General features: G+C 73.3%; 18 protein-coding genes. 10 read left to right on the forward strand and 8 right to left on the reverse strand.

Going from position 1 to position 17,948, the window contains the following annotated elements:
• Nucleotides 1-55: 55 nt before the first annotated feature.
• Entirely contained in the window at nucleotides 56-994 is a 939-nt protein-coding gene (locus AB0H82_RS07320) for an alpha/beta fold hydrolase (protein WP_362989780.1), read from the forward strand.
• A 21-nt stretch (nucleotides 995-1,015) separates the two neighbouring features.
• Nucleotides 1,016-3,112: a methyltransferase domain-containing protein gene (locus AB0H82_RS07325; RefSeq protein ID WP_362989781.1), complete on the forward strand. Its 2,097-nt coding sequence runs from the start codon at nucleotides 1,016-1,018 to the stop codon at nucleotides 3,110-3,112.
• A gap of 79 nt (nucleotides 3,113-3,191) precedes the next feature.
• Here the strand turns inward: AB0H82_RS07325 and AB0H82_RS07330 are convergent, their stop codons facing one another.
• From AB0H82_RS07330 to AB0H82_RS07360, 7 genes are all read right to left on the reverse strand, one after another.
• Nucleotides 3,192-3,986, reverse strand: coding sequence for an ATP nucleotide 3'-pyrophosphokinase (locus tag AB0H82_RS07330; RefSeq protein WP_362989783.1), 795 nt, complete (start codon nucleotides 3,984-3,986; stop codon nucleotides 3,192-3,194).
• Complete coding sequence (locus tag AB0H82_RS07335) at nucleotides 3,983-5,809, reverse strand: ABC transporter ATP-binding protein (protein WP_362990054.1); 1,827 nt, start codon at nucleotides 5,807-5,809, stop codon at nucleotides 3,983-3,985. The genes AB0H82_RS07330 and AB0H82_RS07335 overlap by 4 nt, the downstream gene beginning before the upstream one ends.
• Before the next feature lie 89 nt (nucleotides 5,810-5,898).
• Nucleotides 5,899-6,342: a lasso peptide biosynthesis B2 protein gene (locus AB0H82_RS07340; RefSeq protein WP_362989785.1), complete on the reverse strand. Its 444-nt coding sequence runs from the start codon at nucleotides 6,340-6,342 to the stop codon at nucleotides 5,899-5,901.
• Nucleotides 6,339-6,593 (reverse strand): lasso peptide biosynthesis PqqD family chaperone, encoded by a 255-nt coding sequence (locus AB0H82_RS07345; protein ID WP_362989787.1) that lies wholly within the window; start codon nucleotides 6,591-6,593, stop codon nucleotides 6,339-6,341. The genes AB0H82_RS07340 and AB0H82_RS07345 overlap by 4 nt, the downstream gene beginning before the upstream one ends.
• A gap of 50 nt (nucleotides 6,594-6,643) precedes the next feature.
• Nucleotides 6,644-8,518, reverse strand: coding sequence for a lasso peptide isopeptide bond-forming cyclase (locus AB0H82_RS07350; protein ID WP_362989789.1), 1,875 nt, complete (start codon nucleotides 8,516-8,518; stop codon nucleotides 6,644-6,646).
• 26 nt (nucleotides 8,519-8,544) lie between these two features.
• Nucleotides 8,545-8,655, reverse strand: coding sequence for a keywimysin-related RiPP (locus AB0H82_RS07355; RefSeq protein WP_107098009.1), 111 nt, complete (start codon nucleotides 8,653-8,655; stop codon nucleotides 8,545-8,547).
• Between the two features lie 239 nt (nucleotides 8,656-8,894).
• A complete protein-coding gene (locus AB0H82_RS07360) occupies nucleotides 8,895-9,425 on the reverse strand; it encodes a DUF4232 domain-containing protein (RefSeq protein WP_362989791.1) in 531 nt (176 codons plus the stop codon).
• Between the two features lie 262 nt (nucleotides 9,426-9,687).
• Between AB0H82_RS07360 and AB0H82_RS07365 the strand changes: the two genes are divergently transcribed.
• The 5 genes from AB0H82_RS07365 to AB0H82_RS07385 all read left to right on the forward strand — a co-directional run bounded on the left by AB0H82_RS07365 (nucleotide 9,688) and on the right by AB0H82_RS07385 (nucleotide 12,867).
• Nucleotides 9,688-10,158 carry an MSMEG_6728 family protein gene (locus AB0H82_RS07365; protein WP_362989793.1) on the forward strand — a complete coding sequence of 157 codons (471 nt, stop codon included), beginning with the start codon at nucleotides 9,688-9,690 and terminating at the stop codon, nucleotides 10,156-10,158.
• Nucleotides 10,159-10,235: 77 nt separating this feature from the next.
• Nucleotides 10,236-10,739 carry a metallophosphoesterase gene (locus tag AB0H82_RS07370; protein ID WP_362989795.1) on the forward strand — a complete coding sequence of 168 codons (504 nt, stop codon included), beginning with the start codon at nucleotides 10,236-10,238 and terminating at the stop codon, nucleotides 10,737-10,739.
• 155 nt (nucleotides 10,740-10,894) lie between these two features.
• Nucleotides 10,895-11,263: a hypothetical protein gene (locus AB0H82_RS07375; RefSeq protein WP_362989797.1), complete on the forward strand. Its 369-nt coding sequence runs from the start codon at nucleotides 10,895-10,897 to the stop codon at nucleotides 11,261-11,263.
• A gap of 118 nt (nucleotides 11,264-11,381) precedes the next feature.
• Nucleotides 11,382-12,155, forward strand: coding sequence for a polysaccharide deacetylase family protein (locus AB0H82_RS07380; protein WP_362989799.1), 774 nt, complete (start codon nucleotides 11,382-11,384; stop codon nucleotides 12,153-12,155).
• A gap of 61 nt (nucleotides 12,156-12,216) precedes the next feature.
• Nucleotides 12,217-12,867: a DUF6629 family protein gene (locus tag AB0H82_RS07385; RefSeq protein WP_362989801.1), complete on the forward strand. Its 651-nt coding sequence runs from the start codon at nucleotides 12,217-12,219 to the stop codon at nucleotides 12,865-12,867.
• Nucleotides 12,868-12,893: 26 nt separating this feature from the next.
• Here the strand turns inward: AB0H82_RS07385 and AB0H82_RS07390 are convergent, their stop codons facing one another.
• Nucleotides 12,894-13,574 (reverse strand): TetR family transcriptional regulator, encoded by a 681-nt coding sequence (locus tag AB0H82_RS07390; RefSeq protein ID WP_362989803.1) that lies wholly within the window; start codon nucleotides 13,572-13,574, stop codon nucleotides 12,894-12,896.
• 85 nt (nucleotides 13,575-13,659) lie between these two features.
• Between AB0H82_RS07390 and AB0H82_RS07395 the strand changes: the two genes are divergently transcribed.
• The 3 genes from AB0H82_RS07395 to AB0H82_RS07405 are packed head-to-tail and all read left to right on the forward strand — an operon-like array spanning nucleotide 13,660 to nucleotide 17,882.
• On the forward strand, nucleotides 13,660-15,129 hold the full coding sequence (locus AB0H82_RS07395; RefSeq protein WP_362989805.1) for a cytosine permease: 1,470 nt from the start codon (nucleotides 13,660-13,662) through the stop codon (nucleotides 15,127-15,129).
• Entirely contained in the window at nucleotides 15,108-16,772 is a 1,665-nt protein-coding gene (locus AB0H82_RS07400) for an amidohydrolase family protein (RefSeq protein ID WP_362989807.1), read from the forward strand. The genes AB0H82_RS07395 and AB0H82_RS07400 overlap by 22 nt, the downstream gene beginning before the upstream one ends.
• 9 nt (nucleotides 16,773-16,781) lie before the next feature.
• Entirely contained in the window at nucleotides 16,782-17,882 is a 1,101-nt protein-coding gene (locus AB0H82_RS07405; protein WP_362989809.1) for a C45 family peptidase, read from the forward strand.
• The last annotated feature ends 66 nt before the right edge of the window (nucleotides 17,883-17,948 follow it).

Genomic DNA, 17,948 nt, shown 5'->3' on the forward strand with positions numbered 1-17,948 from the left:
CCTTGGAACCGCTGAACCGCATCGAGAATCCGGACAGTAGAAGGGTGCAATTCGCATGAGCTCCGTCACCTTCGACGTGACCCCTCCGCACGCCCCCGGCACCACCTGGCGGCTCGACGCGGAACTGTCCCTGCCGCCCGGCGAGGCGCCCGACACCGTCCTCCTGCTGCTGCCGGGGCTCACCTACGACCGCCGCTACTGGGCCGCTCCCGGCGCCCTCGACTACACCCGGCACGCGCTCGGCGAGGGCTACGCCGTCCTCGCCCTCGACCGCCCCGGCACCGGCGCGAGCGAGCACCCGCCGGCCGAGCAGGTCACGGTCGAGAGCAACGTCGAGGCCGTGCACCAGGTGGTGACCGCCTTGCGCCGAGGCGCACCGGGACGGCCCGCCTTCCGCCGCGTGGTCGCCGTCGGCCACTCCTTGGGCTCCGGCATCGCCCTGATCGAGGCGGCCCGCCACCGCGATCTGGACGCCCTGGTGGTCACCGGACTGCTGCACGCCATCGGCCCGCTCTACCCGGAGGCGATGCCCGCCCTGTACCCGGCCGCCGAGGACGAGGCGCTCGCCCCGACGAACCCGCCGGAGAACTACCTGACCACCCGCCCCGGCCGCCGCGCCGCCCTGTACGAGCACCCGGCCGGCATGGACCCCGGTGCGTCCGCCTGGCACGAGGACACCAAGTCGACGGTGACCGCCGGGGAGGGCTTCACCCTGGACGCCATCTACCAGCCGGAGGTGGCCGCCGAGGTCCAGGTGCCCGTCCTGCTGGTCGTCGGCCGGGAGGACCGCCTCTTCGGTGGCGGTGACGCCTCCACCGAGGACGCCGCGTCCGTCGTCGCGTACGAGCGGAAGTTCTACACCGGCGCCACCGACATCGAGGCGTTCGTCGTCCCCGACGCCGCGCACTCCCTCAACGTCCACCGCACCGCGCCGAGTTGGTACGCCGCCGCCCACGAGTGGCTCGACCGCAGGTGCCCCGCCCGTGAGCGCTGAGCCGAGAGGAGGGGACAGCACATGACGGACCGCAGCACCCGTCCACCGGCCGGCGGCCACGCCGTGGTCCTCGGCGGCAGCCTCGCCGGACTCTGCGCGGCGGCCGCACTGGCCCCGCACGTGGGCCGGGTCACGCTCGTCGAACGCGACCGCTACCCGGACGAACCGCGCTGGCGCCGCGGCGTGCCCCAGGCCCGCCACACCCACAACCTGCTGGGCGCGGGCCAGCGCGCCCTCGAACAGCTCTTCCCCGGGCTCCTGGGCGAGCTGCGCGACCTGGGCATGGTCGAGGTCCGCATGCCGCAGGACATGCTGCTCATGGTGCCCGGCGGCTGGGTGGACCGTTTCGAGGGCCCGCACACGGTCCTGTCCGGCTCGCGCGACCTCCTCGACTGGGCCGTCCGCCGCCGGCTGCGGCGCCTGCCCACCGTGGAGGTCCTGGAGGAGACGGAGGCCGTGGGCCTCGTCGCCGGACAGGGCGACTCGGTCCGCGGGGTGCTGCTCCGCGACCGGGGCTCCGCGGCGCGCGCCGGTGGGGGCCAACCGTACGAGCAGGGCGCCGACTTGGTCGTGGACGCCACCGGTCGCGGCTCCCGGGCCCCGGCCTGGCTCCGGGACCTCGGCTACGGCACGCCCGAGGAGAGCGTCGTCGACGCCGGTTGCGCCTACTCCACCTGCGTCCTCGAACCCGCCCCCGGGCACACCGCCGACTGGAAGTGCATCCTGCTCCAGTCCACACCGGAGGAGCCCCGCTCGGGCATCCTCAACCCCATCGAGAACGGCCGCTGGATGGTCTCCGTGGCCGGCCTCGGCGGCGAGCGTCCGCCGCTCGACCACGCGGGCTTCGTCGACTTCGCCAAGCGGCTGCGCAGCACCGCCCTGTACGACGCGATCCGCGACGCGAAACCCCTCGGCGACGTGTACGGCTCCGGCCGTACGGAGAACCGCTGGCGCCACTACGAACGGCTGACGCGCTGGCCCGACCGCTTCCTCGTGCTCGGCGACGCCGTCGGCGCCTTCAACCCCGCCTACGGACAGGGCATCTCCGTCGCCGGCATGAGCGCGCTCGTGCTGCGCGGGGCCCTGGAGCGGACCGTGCCTGCCGGTGCCGACCGCATCCCGGCCGGCCTGACCGCCCCGCTGCGCAAGCCGGTCGCCGACTGCGTGGAGGCGGCGTGGATGCTGTCGGGCAACGCCGACCTGGCGTACCCGGGAGCCTCCGACGGTCCGCTGCCGCTCGCCGCGCGGCTCGGCAAGCGCTACACCGACCGGCTCCTGAAGGTGGCGACCACCGACCGGGCCGCGGCCATGGCCCTGCTCGACATGACCCACCTGCTGGCCCCGCCGCAGGCCGTGTTCCGGCCGAGAGTGCTGGCCTCGGTGCTGCGCGGCCCGAGGAACCCGACGTCACCGACCACCCCGCCCGCCGGCCCGCCTACCCGAGGAACGCCCATGACCGCCGAGTCCGAACGCATGGTGCAGGTCTACCGCAAACGGGCCAAGCGCTACGACCTGACCTCCAACCGCCTCTACCTCATCGGCCAGCGCACGATGGCCTACAAGCACCTCGCTCTGGAGCAGCTCGCCCTGCGCCCCGGCGACACCGTCGTCGACGCCGGCTGCGGCACCGGCCACAATCTGCCGCTGCTCGCCGAGGCCGTGGGCCCGACCGGCCGGGTGATAGGCGTGGACCTCACCGACGCCATGCTGGAACAGGCGGAGGACCGGGTGCGGCGCGCCGGGCTCTCCCAAGTCTCCCTGGTGCAGGCCGACCTGACGACCTATGACTATCCGGAGAACGTACGCGGCATCACCGCCTGCTTCTCGCTGACCCTCATCAGCGAGTACGCCAAGGTGATCGAACGCGGCTACGAGGCGCTCGCACCCGGCGGCCGCTGGGTGGTCCTCGACTACCGGCTGCCCCGCTGGTGGCCGGACCGGCTGATCCCCGCGCTCGGCCCGATGATCGCCCCCTTCGGCGGCGACACCAGCATGGTCCTGCGCCACCCGTGGGAGCCGATCCAGGAGGGCGCCGCCCGCCACCGCGTGCTGACGCGGTACGGCGGCTGGGTGTACGTCGCGGTCGGGGAGGCCGGTGGCGGCAGGGAAAACCCGTAGGGAAACGGCATGGCGCCCGTCAGGGCCGCGTATGTCCGGCCCGCGTACCGATGTTCCGGTACGCGGGCCGGACAGGCGCTCACACCAGGGGTACGGGCACCCGGGGTGCGAGAGGCGCGGTCAGGCGGTCCGCGCCGGCCGGGACGGGCACGGCGGCGAAGAGGGCGTTCTGCTGCTTCTGGAGTTCCTTCTTCCGCTCGGAGCCGGTACCGGGGAGGCGCTGTTCCTCGTAGAGCGTGTGGGTGGCTTCCTGGGCCCACTTGCTGGCGGGGGTGTGGAACTGGACTTCGAAGCGCTGCCCGGAACGTGGGGCGCGCCAGCCGGTGTTGAGTCCCTTGTATCCCTGTGCGCGGCCCCAGGTGTTGGTCCACTTCGTGCTCTCGTTGCCCCACGAAGAGAGCAGCTGCGCGGCGGTCGTCACGCCGTCCGTGTACTCGTCCTCGCGCCACTGCAGGGTGTAGCGCACCGCGTCGTTGAGGGTGGCGAGGGCGGCCTCGGCGCTCTGCCCGGGGTGTTCCTTGAGGGAGGTGGCGACCTTGCGCTTGAGGGAGTCCGGGGACTTCAGCCGGTTCTCGAAGCCGATCACCTCGGCACCGGCGATCCAGGCCGCGGACCGCACCTGGGGGCTGATGCCCCGCTCGGCCCGACGGGCGTCCTGGATGTAGTCGTCGACCCGTTCGTTGTCGGCCGGGCTGAGCGTCAGCCCGCCTTCCCCGGTCCACCCGTCCCCCGGCCGCTCGGCGGCTGCGGTCCGGGCACCCGCCTTGTCCGGTCCGGCGGGGGCGGCCATGCCGGTGGCGGCGGCCCCGGTCGAGAGTGCGGTGGTCAGCGCGGCCGCGACCGCGGCCCTGGTGACGGTACGGGTGATGTTCATCCGGGTGAGTCCCTGCCTTCGCGTGGGAGTGGTGACGCGAGGCACAACTGGCACGCGGGGGCGGAAGTGTCGCCCGGAGGTCCGGTGGAGTGATCTTTGCCGGCGGCCGGGCGGAGTATCTGGCCGGCCGCCAGTTCGCGGTAGAGGGGGCTGGCGGTGAGCAGCTCCTCGTGGTGTCCGTGGGCGGTGGCGCGGCCGCTGTCCAGTACGACGATGCGGTCGGCGTACTGGACGGTGGAGAGCCGGTGTGCGATCACCAGGAGGGCGCATTCCTGCGCGACGTCCTTCATCACCGTGGTGAGCGCCGTCTCGTTGATGGCGTCGAGGTGGGAGGTGGGTTCGTCGAGCAGGAGCAGGGCGGGGCGGGCGAGCAGGGCGCGGGCCAGGGCGACGCGTTGGCGCTCGCCTCCCGAGAGGGTGTTGCCCCGGTCGCCGAGCATGCCGGCCAGGCCGCCGCTCAACCGCCGTACGACATGGTCGAGTTGGGCCAGCTCGATGACGCGGCGCACTTCGGCGTCGGTGGCGTCGGGCACGGCGTAGGTGATGTTGTCGCGCAGGGTGCCGTGGACGACATGGGTGTTCTGGTCGACGACGGCGATCCGCGCGCGGCATTCCGCGCGGGTGAGTTCGGTGGCGGGCCGCCCGTCGAAGAGCAGGGTTCCGGAGTCCGGTTCGTAGAACCTGGCCACCAGGGCGAAGATCGTGCTCTTTCCGGCGCCCGACCGGCCGACCAGGGCCGTCTGGCGCCGGTGGGGCACGGAGAAGGTGACGCCGCGCAGGACCGGCCGGGCGGGGTCGTAGCCGAAGGTGAGGTCCCGCAGTTCGAGGGCGGGTGCGTCGTGCGATGTGGCCTCGCTGGTGCGGGCTCGTACGGAAAGGCGGCCGGCCGGTGCGGGCTCGGCGGGCAGATGCAGGGCTTCCTCGATGCGCTGGTAGGCGCCCATGCCGCGCTGGATCAGGCCGACCGCGCGGAAGACCGAGGACAGGGGCAGGACGAGGTAGGAGGCGTACAGCAGGAAGGCCACGAGGTCGCCGAGGGAGTTGGCGTGGCCTGTGACGCGCAGGCCGCCGATGACCAGGACGAGCAGGAAGGAGCCCTGGACGGCGAGTTCGACGGCGGGGCTCATCACGGACGCGAGTTTCGCGGTCCGCACGCCCGCGTCGTGAGCGGACTCGACGCGCTCACCGATGCGGCGCGCTTCGCGGTCCTCGGCCCGGTGGACGCGGACCATCGGCAGGGCGCCGAGCGCGCGTTCGAGGTCGGCGGCGAGCGCGCCGACGGAGGTCTGCATGTGCTCCGACGCGGCACGGATGCCCTTCAGGAGCGAGGCCACGACCGCGGCCGCGATGGCGACGGTCAGGGCGACCAGGGCCAGCAGCAGCGGGTCGATCCACATCATGAGGGCGATCGCGCCGGCCGCGACGAGGGCTCCCGTGACGAGGTCGACGAGGGCCTGGGAGACCACTTCCCGCAGCAGGGTGGTGTCGGTGGTCACGCGGGAGATCAGGTCGCCGGTGCGATGCCGGTCGTACTCCCGCATCTCCAGCCGCAGCAGCCGCGCGACCAGGCCGTGGCGGAGTTGTCGTACGACTCTTTCGCCCATGCGCTCCAGGACGAAGCGGCCGACGGCGCCGGTGGCCGCCTCACTGACGAACAGGGCGGCCAGGACGAGCAACAGGGGCCAGTAAGCCCGCCCGTGCCCGCTCGCGTCCACGATCTGCTGGGCGACGAGGGGCTGGGCGAGACCGAGGGCGGAGCCGACGAGGGTGAGCACGGTGGCCACGACGACGGAGGGCCGGTGCCCGGCGGTGAGCCGGTACATGGTGGCCACCGCGGCCCGTGTGGAGCGGCCCGGCGCCTTCACGGGGGGCTCCTCCCGCGCGTGGCGGTCCGGCTGCGTCCGGGAGTCCGTCATCGGCGGGGCGGCCGGTTCGCGGTCGGCGGCTCCACCGCGATCAGCCGTGCGAAGTAGCCGTCGGGCACGTCCTCACCGACGGGGCGGCCCTCCGCCTCGATCCACGCGTGCGCGTTGAAGGGCGGCACCACGCTCGCCCCGGTGCACCACGTGGCCCAGCCGCCCGTCAGCCGGCACAGCAGGGCGGCGCCCAGCGAGCGGGGCAGACAGCCTTTCGGGCCGGCGCAGAGCAGGCTGACCGCGCACATCGCGTCCCGGGCGCTCTTGGCCTGTGCGGCGGTGGCCGGCGCGGCTCCGCGCCGAACGACAGCCAGGACGGCACGGATCCGGCGCGGGGGCAGGAACGAGAGCACGACGGCGGGGAGCAGCACGAGGCGGGCGGCGAGCCGGCGGGCGAAGGGGACGCCCGTGGGCCGTTCCAGGGCGCTCGGTGTCGTCATGAGGCCAGCCCCGACTCCCGGAGCTCCCGCACGAGCGCCGTGACGTCCTGCTCGGCGCGGGTCCGGCCGATGTCGAACTCCGTGACGAGCGCGTCGACGGCGGCCGTTTCGTCGCCGCCGCCGAGGAGGGTCTTCACCACCAGGGTGCCGGTGGGGTTGAGCTCCCAGTAGTTTCCGCTGCGCTGGTCCAGGAGGACGGTGCCGTAGTCGGTCTCCGTGGTGGAGACGTCGGGGCCGAACCGCAGTGCCATGGTGGGTGACTGCCTTTCTCCGGTGGCGGGCGGGCCCGGTGGGCACGGGCTCAACGGGTGCGTGCGGGGGACGAGCCGCGCAGCCATACTTCGGCGGCGATGGTGGAGTAGAGGATCGCGTCGCGCAGCCCGGGGGCGGAGGGGCGCTGCGCGAGGTGGCGCAGCGCCTCGCCGTCGACCAGGCCGAGCCGCTCCAGCCGGGAGTCCTCCCAGAGGGCCAGCAGGTCGGCGCGGTGCCGTCGCAGGCCGTCGGCCGCGTCCATGGCGGCGGCGGCCTTGGTGGTGCGCCGCAGGCAGGTCTCGGGCACGATGCCGCGCATCGCGGTGGTGAGGACGGGCTTGTACGCCCAGGGCGTGACGCGTTCGGCCGGCCGGATCGCGAGGCAGGCCTCGATGACCCGGTCGTCGAGGAACGGCGATGCCATGGGCACGCCGGCGCGGGCCGCCATCCGGTCCCACTGGCGGATGATGCGCGTGCAGGAGCGGATCTGTTCCAGGTCGGTGTGCAGGCCGCGGTCCGGGTGCAGCGGCGCGGCCGTCGCGGCTGCTTCCCGCAGCGCCCGCCGGGCCATGTGCTCGGCGTCGGGGGTGACCCAGTCGAAGAGGCGTGGGGGCATGCCCCAGCCGAGGCTGGTGGTGGCCGTGGCGGGGAGCGGTGCGCGAAGGGTGCCTGCCGCGTCGGCGAGGAACCCGCCGTACGGGCGGGAGTCGGCCAGGGCACGGGCCGTGGCGCCGAGCGGCCACTGCCACAGGGCCCGGAAGCCGCGCAGCTGTCGCAGCGCGAACAGCGGGCGGGTGCGCGCCAGTCGGTGGTAGTACGCCTCGGAGCACCAGGCCACGTGGTCGCCGCCGATGCCCGTGAGATGCAGCCGGCTGCCGCGTTCCGCCATTCCCGGCAGGTGGTGCAGCACCCGCGAACGGTCCATGACGCCGATGGTCGGTTCGTCCAGCAGGTCGTCGATGCCCAGCAGGTCGTCGTAGACCAGCGGGGAGGCGTCGGCGTCCCACACCACGTGCTCGACGTCCGGCAGGTGCTTCGTCGCCTGCTCCGCCCAGTGCAGGTCGGTGTCGGCCGGGTCGCGCCCCGGCCACGTGCTGGCCACCACCTTGGCGGGCGACCGGTCGGCCAGGAAGCAGATGGACGTGGAGTCCAGGCCGCCGGACAGGTCGCAGCTGACCACACCGCCCTGCCGGGTGCGGGCGTCGACGGCCGCGACGAGGGCCTCGCGGACCGCCGGGGCGCCGTCGGCGAGCGTCCGCACCGGCTCCGGTGGGGTCCACCACCGCGCGTGGCGTACGGTCCGCCCGTCCGCGTCGACGATCAGCGCGTCCTCCGGTGGTACGGCGGTGACGGCACGCCACAGGGACGTCTCGGACAGCGGGTAGGGCACCGGCCACAGCAGCCGGACGGCGAGCTGCTCCTCGTCGGGGTCGTGGCCCAGCGCGGCGGCGAGGACGTCGGCGCGGGTGGCGGCCACCCGCACGCCGTCCACGGCGGCGTGGAAGACCAGCCGGAGCCCGGACGCGGTGCCCTGCACCCTGAGCCGTCCGTCCATGGCGGCGACGAGGTGGAAGCTGCCGGGCAGGGAGCGGGCCAGCGCGTCCAGCTCCGCCAGGTCGCGCAACCGGCCCGCCCTGGCCTCCAGTTCGGCGGGGTCGACGGGGCAGCAGCCGACGACGGCCAGTGCGGTGCGTCCGGCGCGTGCCGTGACGATCTCCTGGTCGTCCCACTGCCCCACCAGCCAGGGCCGGCCCGACGGGTGTTCCAGGACGCGCGTTTCGCGTGTTTCGCGCGTTTCGAGTGTTCCGCGTGTTCCGGAGTGGGTGAAGGACCGGGCCACGGCGGCCGCGTCCTCGCGGTCGGTGAAGACCGCGAAATGCGCGTCGCCGGGGCCCGTCCCCGCACTCTCGTGCGATTCAGTCATGACGTCGGGTCAAGGACCGTCGGTCGTCAGTTCTTGCTCAGGATGAGCCGGTCGTTGCCGGACCGCTGCAGCAGCCCGGTCTTCTTCCGGAATGTCCCGAGCCGGACGAGTGCCGGTGCTTCGTAGGCCTTCTTCATGACTTCTCCTCGGGTTGAGGATTGACGCCCCCTTCCCTGGTCGACGGCGCACTGGGCTCCGTCGACCTGCCCGGGACTCATCGGGAGCCCCGGGGCGAGGAAGTGGTCGCACCACCTAGCTATGTGCACAACCGGAGCGCATGACAAGACCGAGGACATAAATACGACAATATGGTGAAACCAGGAGAAACGTTTCGACCTGCGCTCCCCCCGAAATACCGATGACACCGCTGCTGGAGTCAGCTGCTGAACGGACCGGCGTCGGCCGGGTCGGCGTGCCAGTTGGTGCTCAGCGGCTTGTCGACCAGGGTCGTGCTGGGAAGACGGACGGAGACGGCACCCTCCTCGTCCCCGGCGACGGCGATGATCAGCTGGTCGAACTCCGCGCCGTCGTTGTCGTTGGTCGACTTGGGGTTGATGCCGGCGTAGGCGGCGGTGGAACCGGAGAGCTTGACGGTTTCGGTGACGGCCTGCTCGACGGGGGCCACCTGCCGGTCGGGGTGGGAGCCGAACGCGGCGGACGGGATGGTGCCCTCCAGGTAGCAGGTGATGCCCGGCCTGGCCTTGGCGGTCACGAGGAGGTAGCCACCGGCCTGGGTCTTCTCGGTGACCTTGAACGTCAGGTCGTTGGTCCCGCAGAGCTGCTCGACGGGGGCCTTGCTCTGACCGCCGACCGCGAGGGCGGTACCGGCGGCGGTGGTGGCGAGGGCCGCGGTGGCGACGGCGGTCAGGGCGAGACGAGCGGTACGGGTGGCAAGACGTGAGCGCATCGAGAACTCCATGAGTGCGGTGAGTGGTTCGTCCGGCGAGTCGCTCGGACGATCCACAGCCTGGGCCGTGATCCGTCCCGGCCGCCACAAAAGTCCGGTGGTACGGAATGCTGGAACGCCGGAACGGCCGTTGACCAGCACAGATGCCCACACCTTGGAACGAGCGGCTGGGACGGACCGCGCGGGCGGGCGGGACGCCGTGCGGAGGGGCGGGGCCGTACCGGGAGGGGTGGGATCGGGTCCGCCGCGGTAGGCATTCCACGTGCAGACCTTCCTCCCCTACTCCGACTTCACGCGCTCCGCCGCGGTCCTTGACCGGGCCCGCCTGGGCAAACAGCGGGTCGAGGCCCTTCAGGTGCTGCGCGGCCTGACCGTGCCCGGCTACGGATGGCGGCACCACCCCGCGGTGCGCATGTGGACCGGCTACGAGGAGGCCCTGGTCCGCTACGGCCTGGACGTGTGCGCGGTGTGGGTGGCGGAGGGACGCCCCGACACCTGTGCCGCCACCCTGGTCACCGACTTCACCCGGCATCGTCCCGGCGCCTCCGTGCGAGCGCGGGAGGAGCTGGCCGACGACGGCGAGCTGCCTCCCTGGCTGGGAGACGCGGCCTTCCACCGCAGCCATCAGTCGGCCCTGGTGCGCAAGGCACCGGAGATCTACTCCCCCCTCTTCCCGGACGTCCCCGACGACCTGCCCTACGTCTGGCCGTCCTCCGACCGTGCCCCCTCGTAACCCTTCCGCCACCCCGCTCCACCCCCCTCTCCACGCTCCAGACGCGCGGGGCCACGCACCGGCCTACGCTTGCCCCCATGCGGCTGCTGCTGACCTCCGACACGCATGTCCCGGCACGGGCGAAGCGTCTGCCCGACGACCTGCTGACCGAGATGGACCGGGCGGATGTGGTGATCCACGCCGGGGACTGGATCGACGAGGCCACGCTCGATCTGTTCGAGTCCCGGTCGCGCCGGCTGATCGCCGTGTACGGCAACAACGACGGCCCGCCGCTGCGCCGTCGGCTCGCCGAGGTCGAGCGGGCCGAGCTGGCGGGGCTCCGGTTCGGTGTCGTCCACGAGACCGGGCCGGCCGCCGGGCGCGAACGCCGGTGCGCCGAGCGCTTCCCCGACCTGGACGTGCTCGTGTTCGGCCACAGCCACATCCCCTGGGACACCGAGGCCCCCGGCGGCCTGCGGCTCCTCAACCCCGGCTCCCCCACGGACCGCAGGCGCCAGCCGTACTGCACGTTCCTCACCCTGACGGTCACGGACGCCACCCTGCACGACCTGACCTGGCACCGGCTGCCCCTGAAGCACTGAACGCCCCGGAGACGCCGCCCCGGGCGTGCGGGTCGGCGCCTCCGGGGCGGAGTACGGGTCGGAACTGCGCGAGCTGACGGCGCTGCACGTGCTGCGCGATGCCCCCGGGGCCCGCCGCGATCTCGCGCAGGCCGCCCGCCAGGACGGGCGGTTGCGTGAGGGCCGCCGAGGTGGCGCCCACCGCCGTGGCAGCCCTGCACGGCAGCGGGCAGACGGCGCGGGCCCGACGGCTCGTCGCCGAATTCGCCGCCGCCGGAACCGAGCAGCGGGACGCGTCCGCCGCCCGCGCCCCCCTGACCGTGTGCCGCGCCCTGCTCGCCGAGGCAGACGGCGGGCCGGACGACGCCGTCGGACCGCTCGCCGACGCGGAGGGCCAATGGCGCGGGCCCGGCCGCCCCTTCGATGCCGCACGGGGAAGCGGCGGCCGACGCCACCCCGGGGAGCAGCACCATATGGCGCCCGCCACGCACAAGTTGACGTCACGTCCAGAACCGGCATCGTCGCCCGCGCCGAGTTGTCCGTGATTTCTCTCGGAATTGTCCGTGATCGGTAACAGACGCATCCCTCCGCCGACGTTCCTCGTCCTGCCGGGTGGTCACAAGGTGACCGGGGATCGGCGAGAGACTGCGCAAAGGGGCGGACATGGCACGGCACGGCGGCGGGCGGGGCTGGTACGGCAAGGTGGTCGGGGCGGCGCTCGGGGTGACGATGCTCGCCACCGGTGCCTCGGTGTGGACCGCGCAGGCCGGTTCCGCGGGCGACTCCGCACCCGAGGCGGCCGCGCCGGCCAAGCCGGGCAGTGCCGTCGAGCCCGTCGCGGCGACCATCGCGCACGCCTCGGAGAAGGGGAAGCGCGGCATCAACATCACCATCGACGACGGCCCCGACCCCGTATGGACCCCGCGCGTGCTCGACCTGCTGCGGGAGTACGGGGTGAAGGCCACGTTCTGCATGGTGGGGACGCAGGCGCAGGCCCACCCCGACCTCGTGAAGAAGGTCGTCGCGGCCGGGCACCGGCTGTGCGACCACTCGGTGTCGCACAACACGTCCATGGACAAGGACTCCCAGGCCTACCAGTCCCGGCAGATACTCGACGCCGAACGCATGATCACCAAGGCGTCCGGGGGCGTACGCCCGATGTACTACCGCGCGCCCGGCGGTGCCTTCACCCCGCACAGCCGCAAGCTCGCCGCTTCCCGGGGCATGCGCCCGCTCGGCTGGAACGTGGACACCAAGGACTTCGAACGCCCGGGTACGGACGCCATCGTCGCCACCGTCGAGCGGGAGCTGCCCAACGGGCCGACGCTCCTCTTCCACGACGCGGGCGGTGACCGCACCCAGACCGTCGAGGCCCTGCGCCGCCTCCTCCCCCGGCTCAAGGAGCAGGGCTACACCTTCGGCTTCCCGGTGCGCTGACCCGCCACCCCGCGGCGGAGTCCGGCGCGCCGCCGCGCCCCGGTGGCCGTAGCGTTGCCGCATGTGCTGGAGCGCCACGGCCGACCTCGTCGCGGGCACGGGCATCGCGGCGGTGGGAGTCGTCTCGGTCGCCCTGGCCGCCCGGCGCCCCCGCGACCTGCCGCTCGCCGCGCTGCCGCTCCTCCTGGGCGCCCACCAGATCATCGAGGCCGAGGTCTGGCGCAACGACGGCGGCACCGGGCCCGCCACCCTCGCCTGGGCCGTCGTCGCGCTGCCGCTGCTGGCGCTGTGGGTACCGGCGGCCGTGCTGTGCGCCGCGCCGCCGAGCGCCCGGCGCCGACTGCTCCTGCCGCTGGCGGTGGGGGTCGCGACGGCGGCCGCGCTCGCGTCCGCCCTGGCGACCCGCACGGTGACGGCCGAGATCCGGGGACACACCGTCGGATACTCCGTGGGGCTCCCGCGGGCAGAGCTGATCGTCGTCGGCTATCTCCTCGCCACCATCGGCTCGCTCCTCCTGTCCGGCGACCGAGGTCTCGTCCTGTTCGGCGTCCTCGTCACCGTCGGTGCCGCGGTGTCCTTCGCGCTGTGGCGGCAGGAGTACATCTCGACGTGGTGCGCGTTCGCCGCGGTGTGTTCGGTGGTCCTGGCGCTCTGGGCCGGACGGCGCCGCCCGCCGGCTCCACGGCCGCCCGGACACGTGTCGCCGGGGTGAGCAACTCGTAAGCGGTGGCGTCGGCTTCAGTCCACGTCGCGGGGTTCCACCGCGTGCGCGCGGGCCCGTTCGCGCAGCGTGCCGGGGGCGAGCCCCAAGTGGATCTCGGCCGTCTCGATGACCAGGTCGCCCAGGTCGGGGCCGGCCGACAGCGCGTCGTCACCCTGACCGGCGGTGTTGGCGTACGTTCCCATGCCGTCGACCGCGATCAGAATGTGCAGCGCCGCCCTGAGCGCGCCCCCCGCCGTCTTGAGGCCGCCCTCCTCGATCAGCTCGACGAGCGCCCCCCGCGTCCCGGCCTCCTGCGCGTCGACCGCCCGCGACAGCGGCTCCTTGAAGCGGCTGAGGTGGCGGGCGTTGAGCCACAGCCGGCTCAGGTCCACGTACTCGCCGTCGGTCAGCCGCACGACGAAGAGCGCGAGCCGGTCGACCGGCGGCAGGCCCGCCTCCTCCCGCGGCAGCAGCGAGTCGCGCTCGCGCGTCGCGGCGTACGCGAACGCCTCGGCCACCAGGTCGTCGGAGGCCGGGAAGTAATGGCCGATCAGGCTGGGCCGCACCCCCAGTTCGTCCGCCACGCGGCGCAGCGTCACCAGCTCAAGGCCCTGCGCGAGGGCGATGCGTGCCGCGGTCCGCACGATCTCCGCGCGCCGCTCCTCGGGGGGCTTCCTGCTGCGCGCCGGTCGTTCCCGCAGGGGTCTTGACGTCATACCGCGCAGCCTATTGGATTAGCGCCCAACAGCGAATTGGACAGTCGCCCAATAAGCGCGACCGGGCGTCACCCGAGAGGCCAGGATGACCACACCACCCTCAGTACGTGCAGGTCAGCCCGAGACCCGGGGCATCGACCTGGTCTCCGACGCGGAACGCGTCGGACGCCCCCGTCAGCTCTTCGCCGTCTGGGCCGCCCCCAACGTCAGCTATCTGAGCTTCGCGGTGGGCGCCTCGCTGATCCTGGCGGGGCTCTCCCTGCCGCAGGCCTTCGGCGTGATCCTGACCGGGAACCTGCTGTGGATCTGCACCGGCGTGGTGGCCGCGAGCGGCCCGGCGGCCGGCACGAGCGGTTCGGTGATCTCCCGGGCGTTCTACGGCGTGGTCGGCAACAAGATGGTCCTCATCGTGACCGGCTGGCTCATCGCCTCCGCCTACCTCGCCCTGAACTGGTCGGCCGCCTCCGTCGCCGGCATCGGTCTGGCAGGACAGTGGGGCCTGCCCGGCTCCCCCGTCCTCGACGCCGTGGTGATCTGTCTGATCGCCGGCGTCACCCTCCTCGTCGCGATCTACGGCTACGCGACCATCGTCCGCCTCTACACCGCCCTGAGCGTCCTGCTCACCGTCGTCTTCGTCGTGGTGACCTGCTACGTGCTGGACGCGGTCGACTGGTCGTACACCCCGGCGGAACCACTGCACGGCGCCTCCCTCGCGGCCGCGCTCGGCACCGGCCTCACGGTCGTCGGGTCGACGGCGCTCTCGTACAGCAACAGCCCCGACCTGGCCCGCTACCTGCCGCGCGCCGGCTCCGTCACCGCCATCGCCGGCTGGACGGCCCTCGGCGCCTATCTGCCGAGCACCGTCTTCACCTCGGTGGGCGCGCTGGCGGCGACCGGCCTCGACATGGCCGACCCGCAGGCCGCCCTGGAACAGCTCCTGCCCGGCTGGTTCGTGCCCGTCTTCGTGATCGCCGTCGTCCTCAACACCATCGCCAACAACGGCATGACGGCGTACAGCGCCGGCCTGTCCGTCCAGTCGGTGGGCGTACGGATCGCCCGCATCCCGGCGGTCCTCGTGATCGGTGGGCTCGGCACCGCGATGACCCTGTACGCCATCCTCGTCTTCGACTTCCTGACCAGCGTCAACACGATGCTGCAACTGGTCGTCGTGGTCACCGGTCCGGCGATGGCGGTGGCCGTCACCGATCTGGCGCTGCGGCGGAACCGCTACGACGGCGAGCGCCTGCTGCGCCAGGAGCGCGGCGGCCCGTTCTGGTACCGCGGCGGCTTCCACTGGCCGGGCCTCCTCGCCCTGCTCACCGGCGGCCTCGCCGCGCTGATGTGGGTGAGCACGACCTTCTGGACCGGCCCGCTCGCGACCGCGTCCGCCGGTGTCGACCTGGCGATTCCGGCCGGGATGGGCATCGCCGCCCTCGTCTACTGGGCCACCGCACGCGCCTTGCGCACCATCGGCACCGACATACCCGACGACCTCGAACCGCCCAACTCCCCCACCGCGAAAGGCGCATCCCTGTGCACGCCGACGTCATCGTGACGGCCGCCCGTATCGAACCCCTGGAGACCGCCGACCACCAGGAGGACTGGGCCGCTTCCCCGGCCGACGCCCTCGCGATCACGGGCGGCCGGATCGTCGCGGTCGCGGCCGCCGACGAGATCGCGGCCCTGCGCGGCCCTTCCACCGTGGTCCACGACTTCCCCGGCGCCACCGTCCTGCCCGGCCTCGTCGACGCACACGCGCACCCGGTGTGGGGATCCATCGAGATCGGCCGGGGCGTGGACCTGTCGGGGGCGGGCACCCTCGACGCGGTCCTGGCCCGTGTCACCCGGGCCGCCGAGGACATCCAGGATGCCCAAGGCGCCCCGGGCGATGCCTGGATCACGGGTTACGACCTGGATGTCAACGTCTTCGCGGCCCTCGGCGAAGAGCCCTCCGGCGCCGTACTCGGCGAGCGCTTCCCCGGCCGCCCCGTCTCCCTCATGACCCAGGACGCGCACGCCCTGGTCATCAGCCCCGAAGCCGCGAGACGGGCGGGGCTGACCGGCCGCGAGACCTTCACCGACGCCTCCTGCGTGGTCACAGGACCCGACGGCCGCCCGACCGGCTACGTCCTCGAACTCCAGGCCATGGATCTCGTCTTCGCCCACTACCCCGAGGTGCCCGTCGCCACGGCCGCCGCCCACGTCCGTACGCAGTTGGAGATCCTCGCCCGCGGCGGCCTCACCGGACTGCACGCCCTGGACTTCACCGACCCGTCCGAGGACGTCTACCGGCACATCGAGGCGCACGGTGAACTTCCCCTGCGCATCTGCTGTTCCCCTCTCGTTCCCGCCGACTCGGCCCCCGGGGCGTGGCAGCGGATCGCCGAGCAGCAGGGGCTGGCAGGGCGCCGATGGCACGTCGAGGGCGCCAAGTTCATGCTGGACGGCACCGCCGACAACGGCACCGCCTGGTTCGACCGCCCCGACCGGCACGGCGAGAACCGTGCTCCCCTCTGGCGCGACCTGGACGCCTACCGCGCCGCCGTCCGCTTCTTCACCGAACGCGGCATCCCCACCGCCACCCACGCCATCGGCGACCAGGCCGTGCGCCACGCACTCGACGTACTGGAGGAGGCGGGCCCCGCGGGCCGTGCCCCGCACCGCGTCGAGCACGTCGAGTCCCTTCCCGACGACCTCCTCCACCGGTTCGCGGAACTCGGCGTCGTGGCCGGCCTCCAGCCCGTGCACGGCACCCGGCACACCCGCGCCGACGGCACCGACAACTGGTCGCGGCGGATCGGGCCGGAGCGCGCCGCGCGCGGCTGGCGCACCCGTGACCTGCTCGACCACGGCGCGGTCGTCGCCCTCGGTTCGGACTGGCCGATCGGTCCCGGCGACCCGCGCACCGGTCTCGCCGACTGCCAGCTGCGCCGCCCGGTGGACGAACCCGGCACCGCTCCGGTCCAGCCCGCCCAGGCGATCACCGCGCGGGAGGCGTATACGGGTATGACCCGGGCCGCCGCGCGCGCGGCGGGCGCCGATCACGAACTCGGCCGGATCGCCCCCGGCTTCCTGGCCGACCTGACCGTCCTCGCGCACAATCCCCTCGACCTCGCCCCCGAGGAGCAGGCCCGCAACCCTGTCCTCGCCACCGTCGTCGGCGGCGAAGTCCTGCGCCACTCCCGCACCGCTCACTGAGGAATCCCGATGCCCGCCATCCCCCGCCCCGCCGACCGCCTCCACATCGCCGTGTCCGCCGCCGACCCGTACGCGCGCGGCGTGGCCCGCGGCGCACGGCTGCGCACCGGCATCCCCGCCGCGCTCGACGTCTACGCCCGTCTCTTCGCCCTCGGCGGCATCACCCTGAACGGCGCCCGCGACGACGCCGAACGCACCCTCGACGTCATCGGCGGCTTCCGGCCCGCGGCCCGCGCCGAGATCGCCGGCCTCGCGCACGGTGCCGGTGTCGAGGAGTGGCAGGTCGGTGTCCTCAACGCGCGCACGGAGATCCTGGCCCGCTCCACCGCCGTGCCGCCCGGCGAGTGCACCACCGTCGTATACGGCGGTCTCGGCGCGCAGACCTGGGACTGGCACGTCGAGCTGGCCGACCACTGGCACACCCTGGAGTCACGCGGCGCCCGCCACACCGTCGTCGGCCTCACCGAGCACGGCATCCTCGGCAAGATCGGTCTCAACAGCGCGGGGCTCGCCCTGCACTTCAACATTCTGGGCCATCTCCGCGACACCGTCGGCGGCGTCCCGATGCACGTCCTCGCCGCCGTCGTCCTCGCGGAGGCCGGCGGTGTCGCCGAGGCCGTCGAGCTCGTACGCTCCGCACCCCTCGCCTCCTCGGGCTCCTTCGCGCTCTTCGACGCGGCGGGGGACGCCGTGCTGCTCGACATCAGCCCCGCGGGCGTACACGAGATCCGGCCCGAAGACCGCGGCGGCCGCGGCGTCCTGCTGCGCACCAACCACTTCCTCACGCCGGCCCTCACCGCCGACGAGAAGTCCTGGCTCTACCAGCCCGACTCGGCCGAACGCCGCGCCTTCATGGCCGACCGGCTGCACCGGACACCCCGGCTCCCCTCCGACGCCGAGGCCTTGGCCTCCCTCCTCGTCACCGGCGCGGACGAACCACCGGTCACCTGCCTCCCCGACCCGGCCAAGCCCCTCGGCCAACGCTGGGCCACCCTCGCCACGGTCACCCTGGACCCGGCCACCCGCACGGCCCGCGTCCTGGACGGCACCCCCGCCGACATCGGCACCGCGGACTGGCACGTACTGACGGCCGAGCCCATGTCCGGCTGAGAAGCGCCTGCCACCAACGGTGCGCACGACCACTGCGGTTGCCGCGCCGATTGACGAACGCCGCCA

Origin of the sequence: Streptomyces sp. NPDC050732 (assembly GCF_040654255.1) — a bacterium.
Taxonomy (GTDB): Bacteria; Actinomycetota; Actinomycetes; order Streptomycetales; family Streptomycetaceae; genus Streptomyces.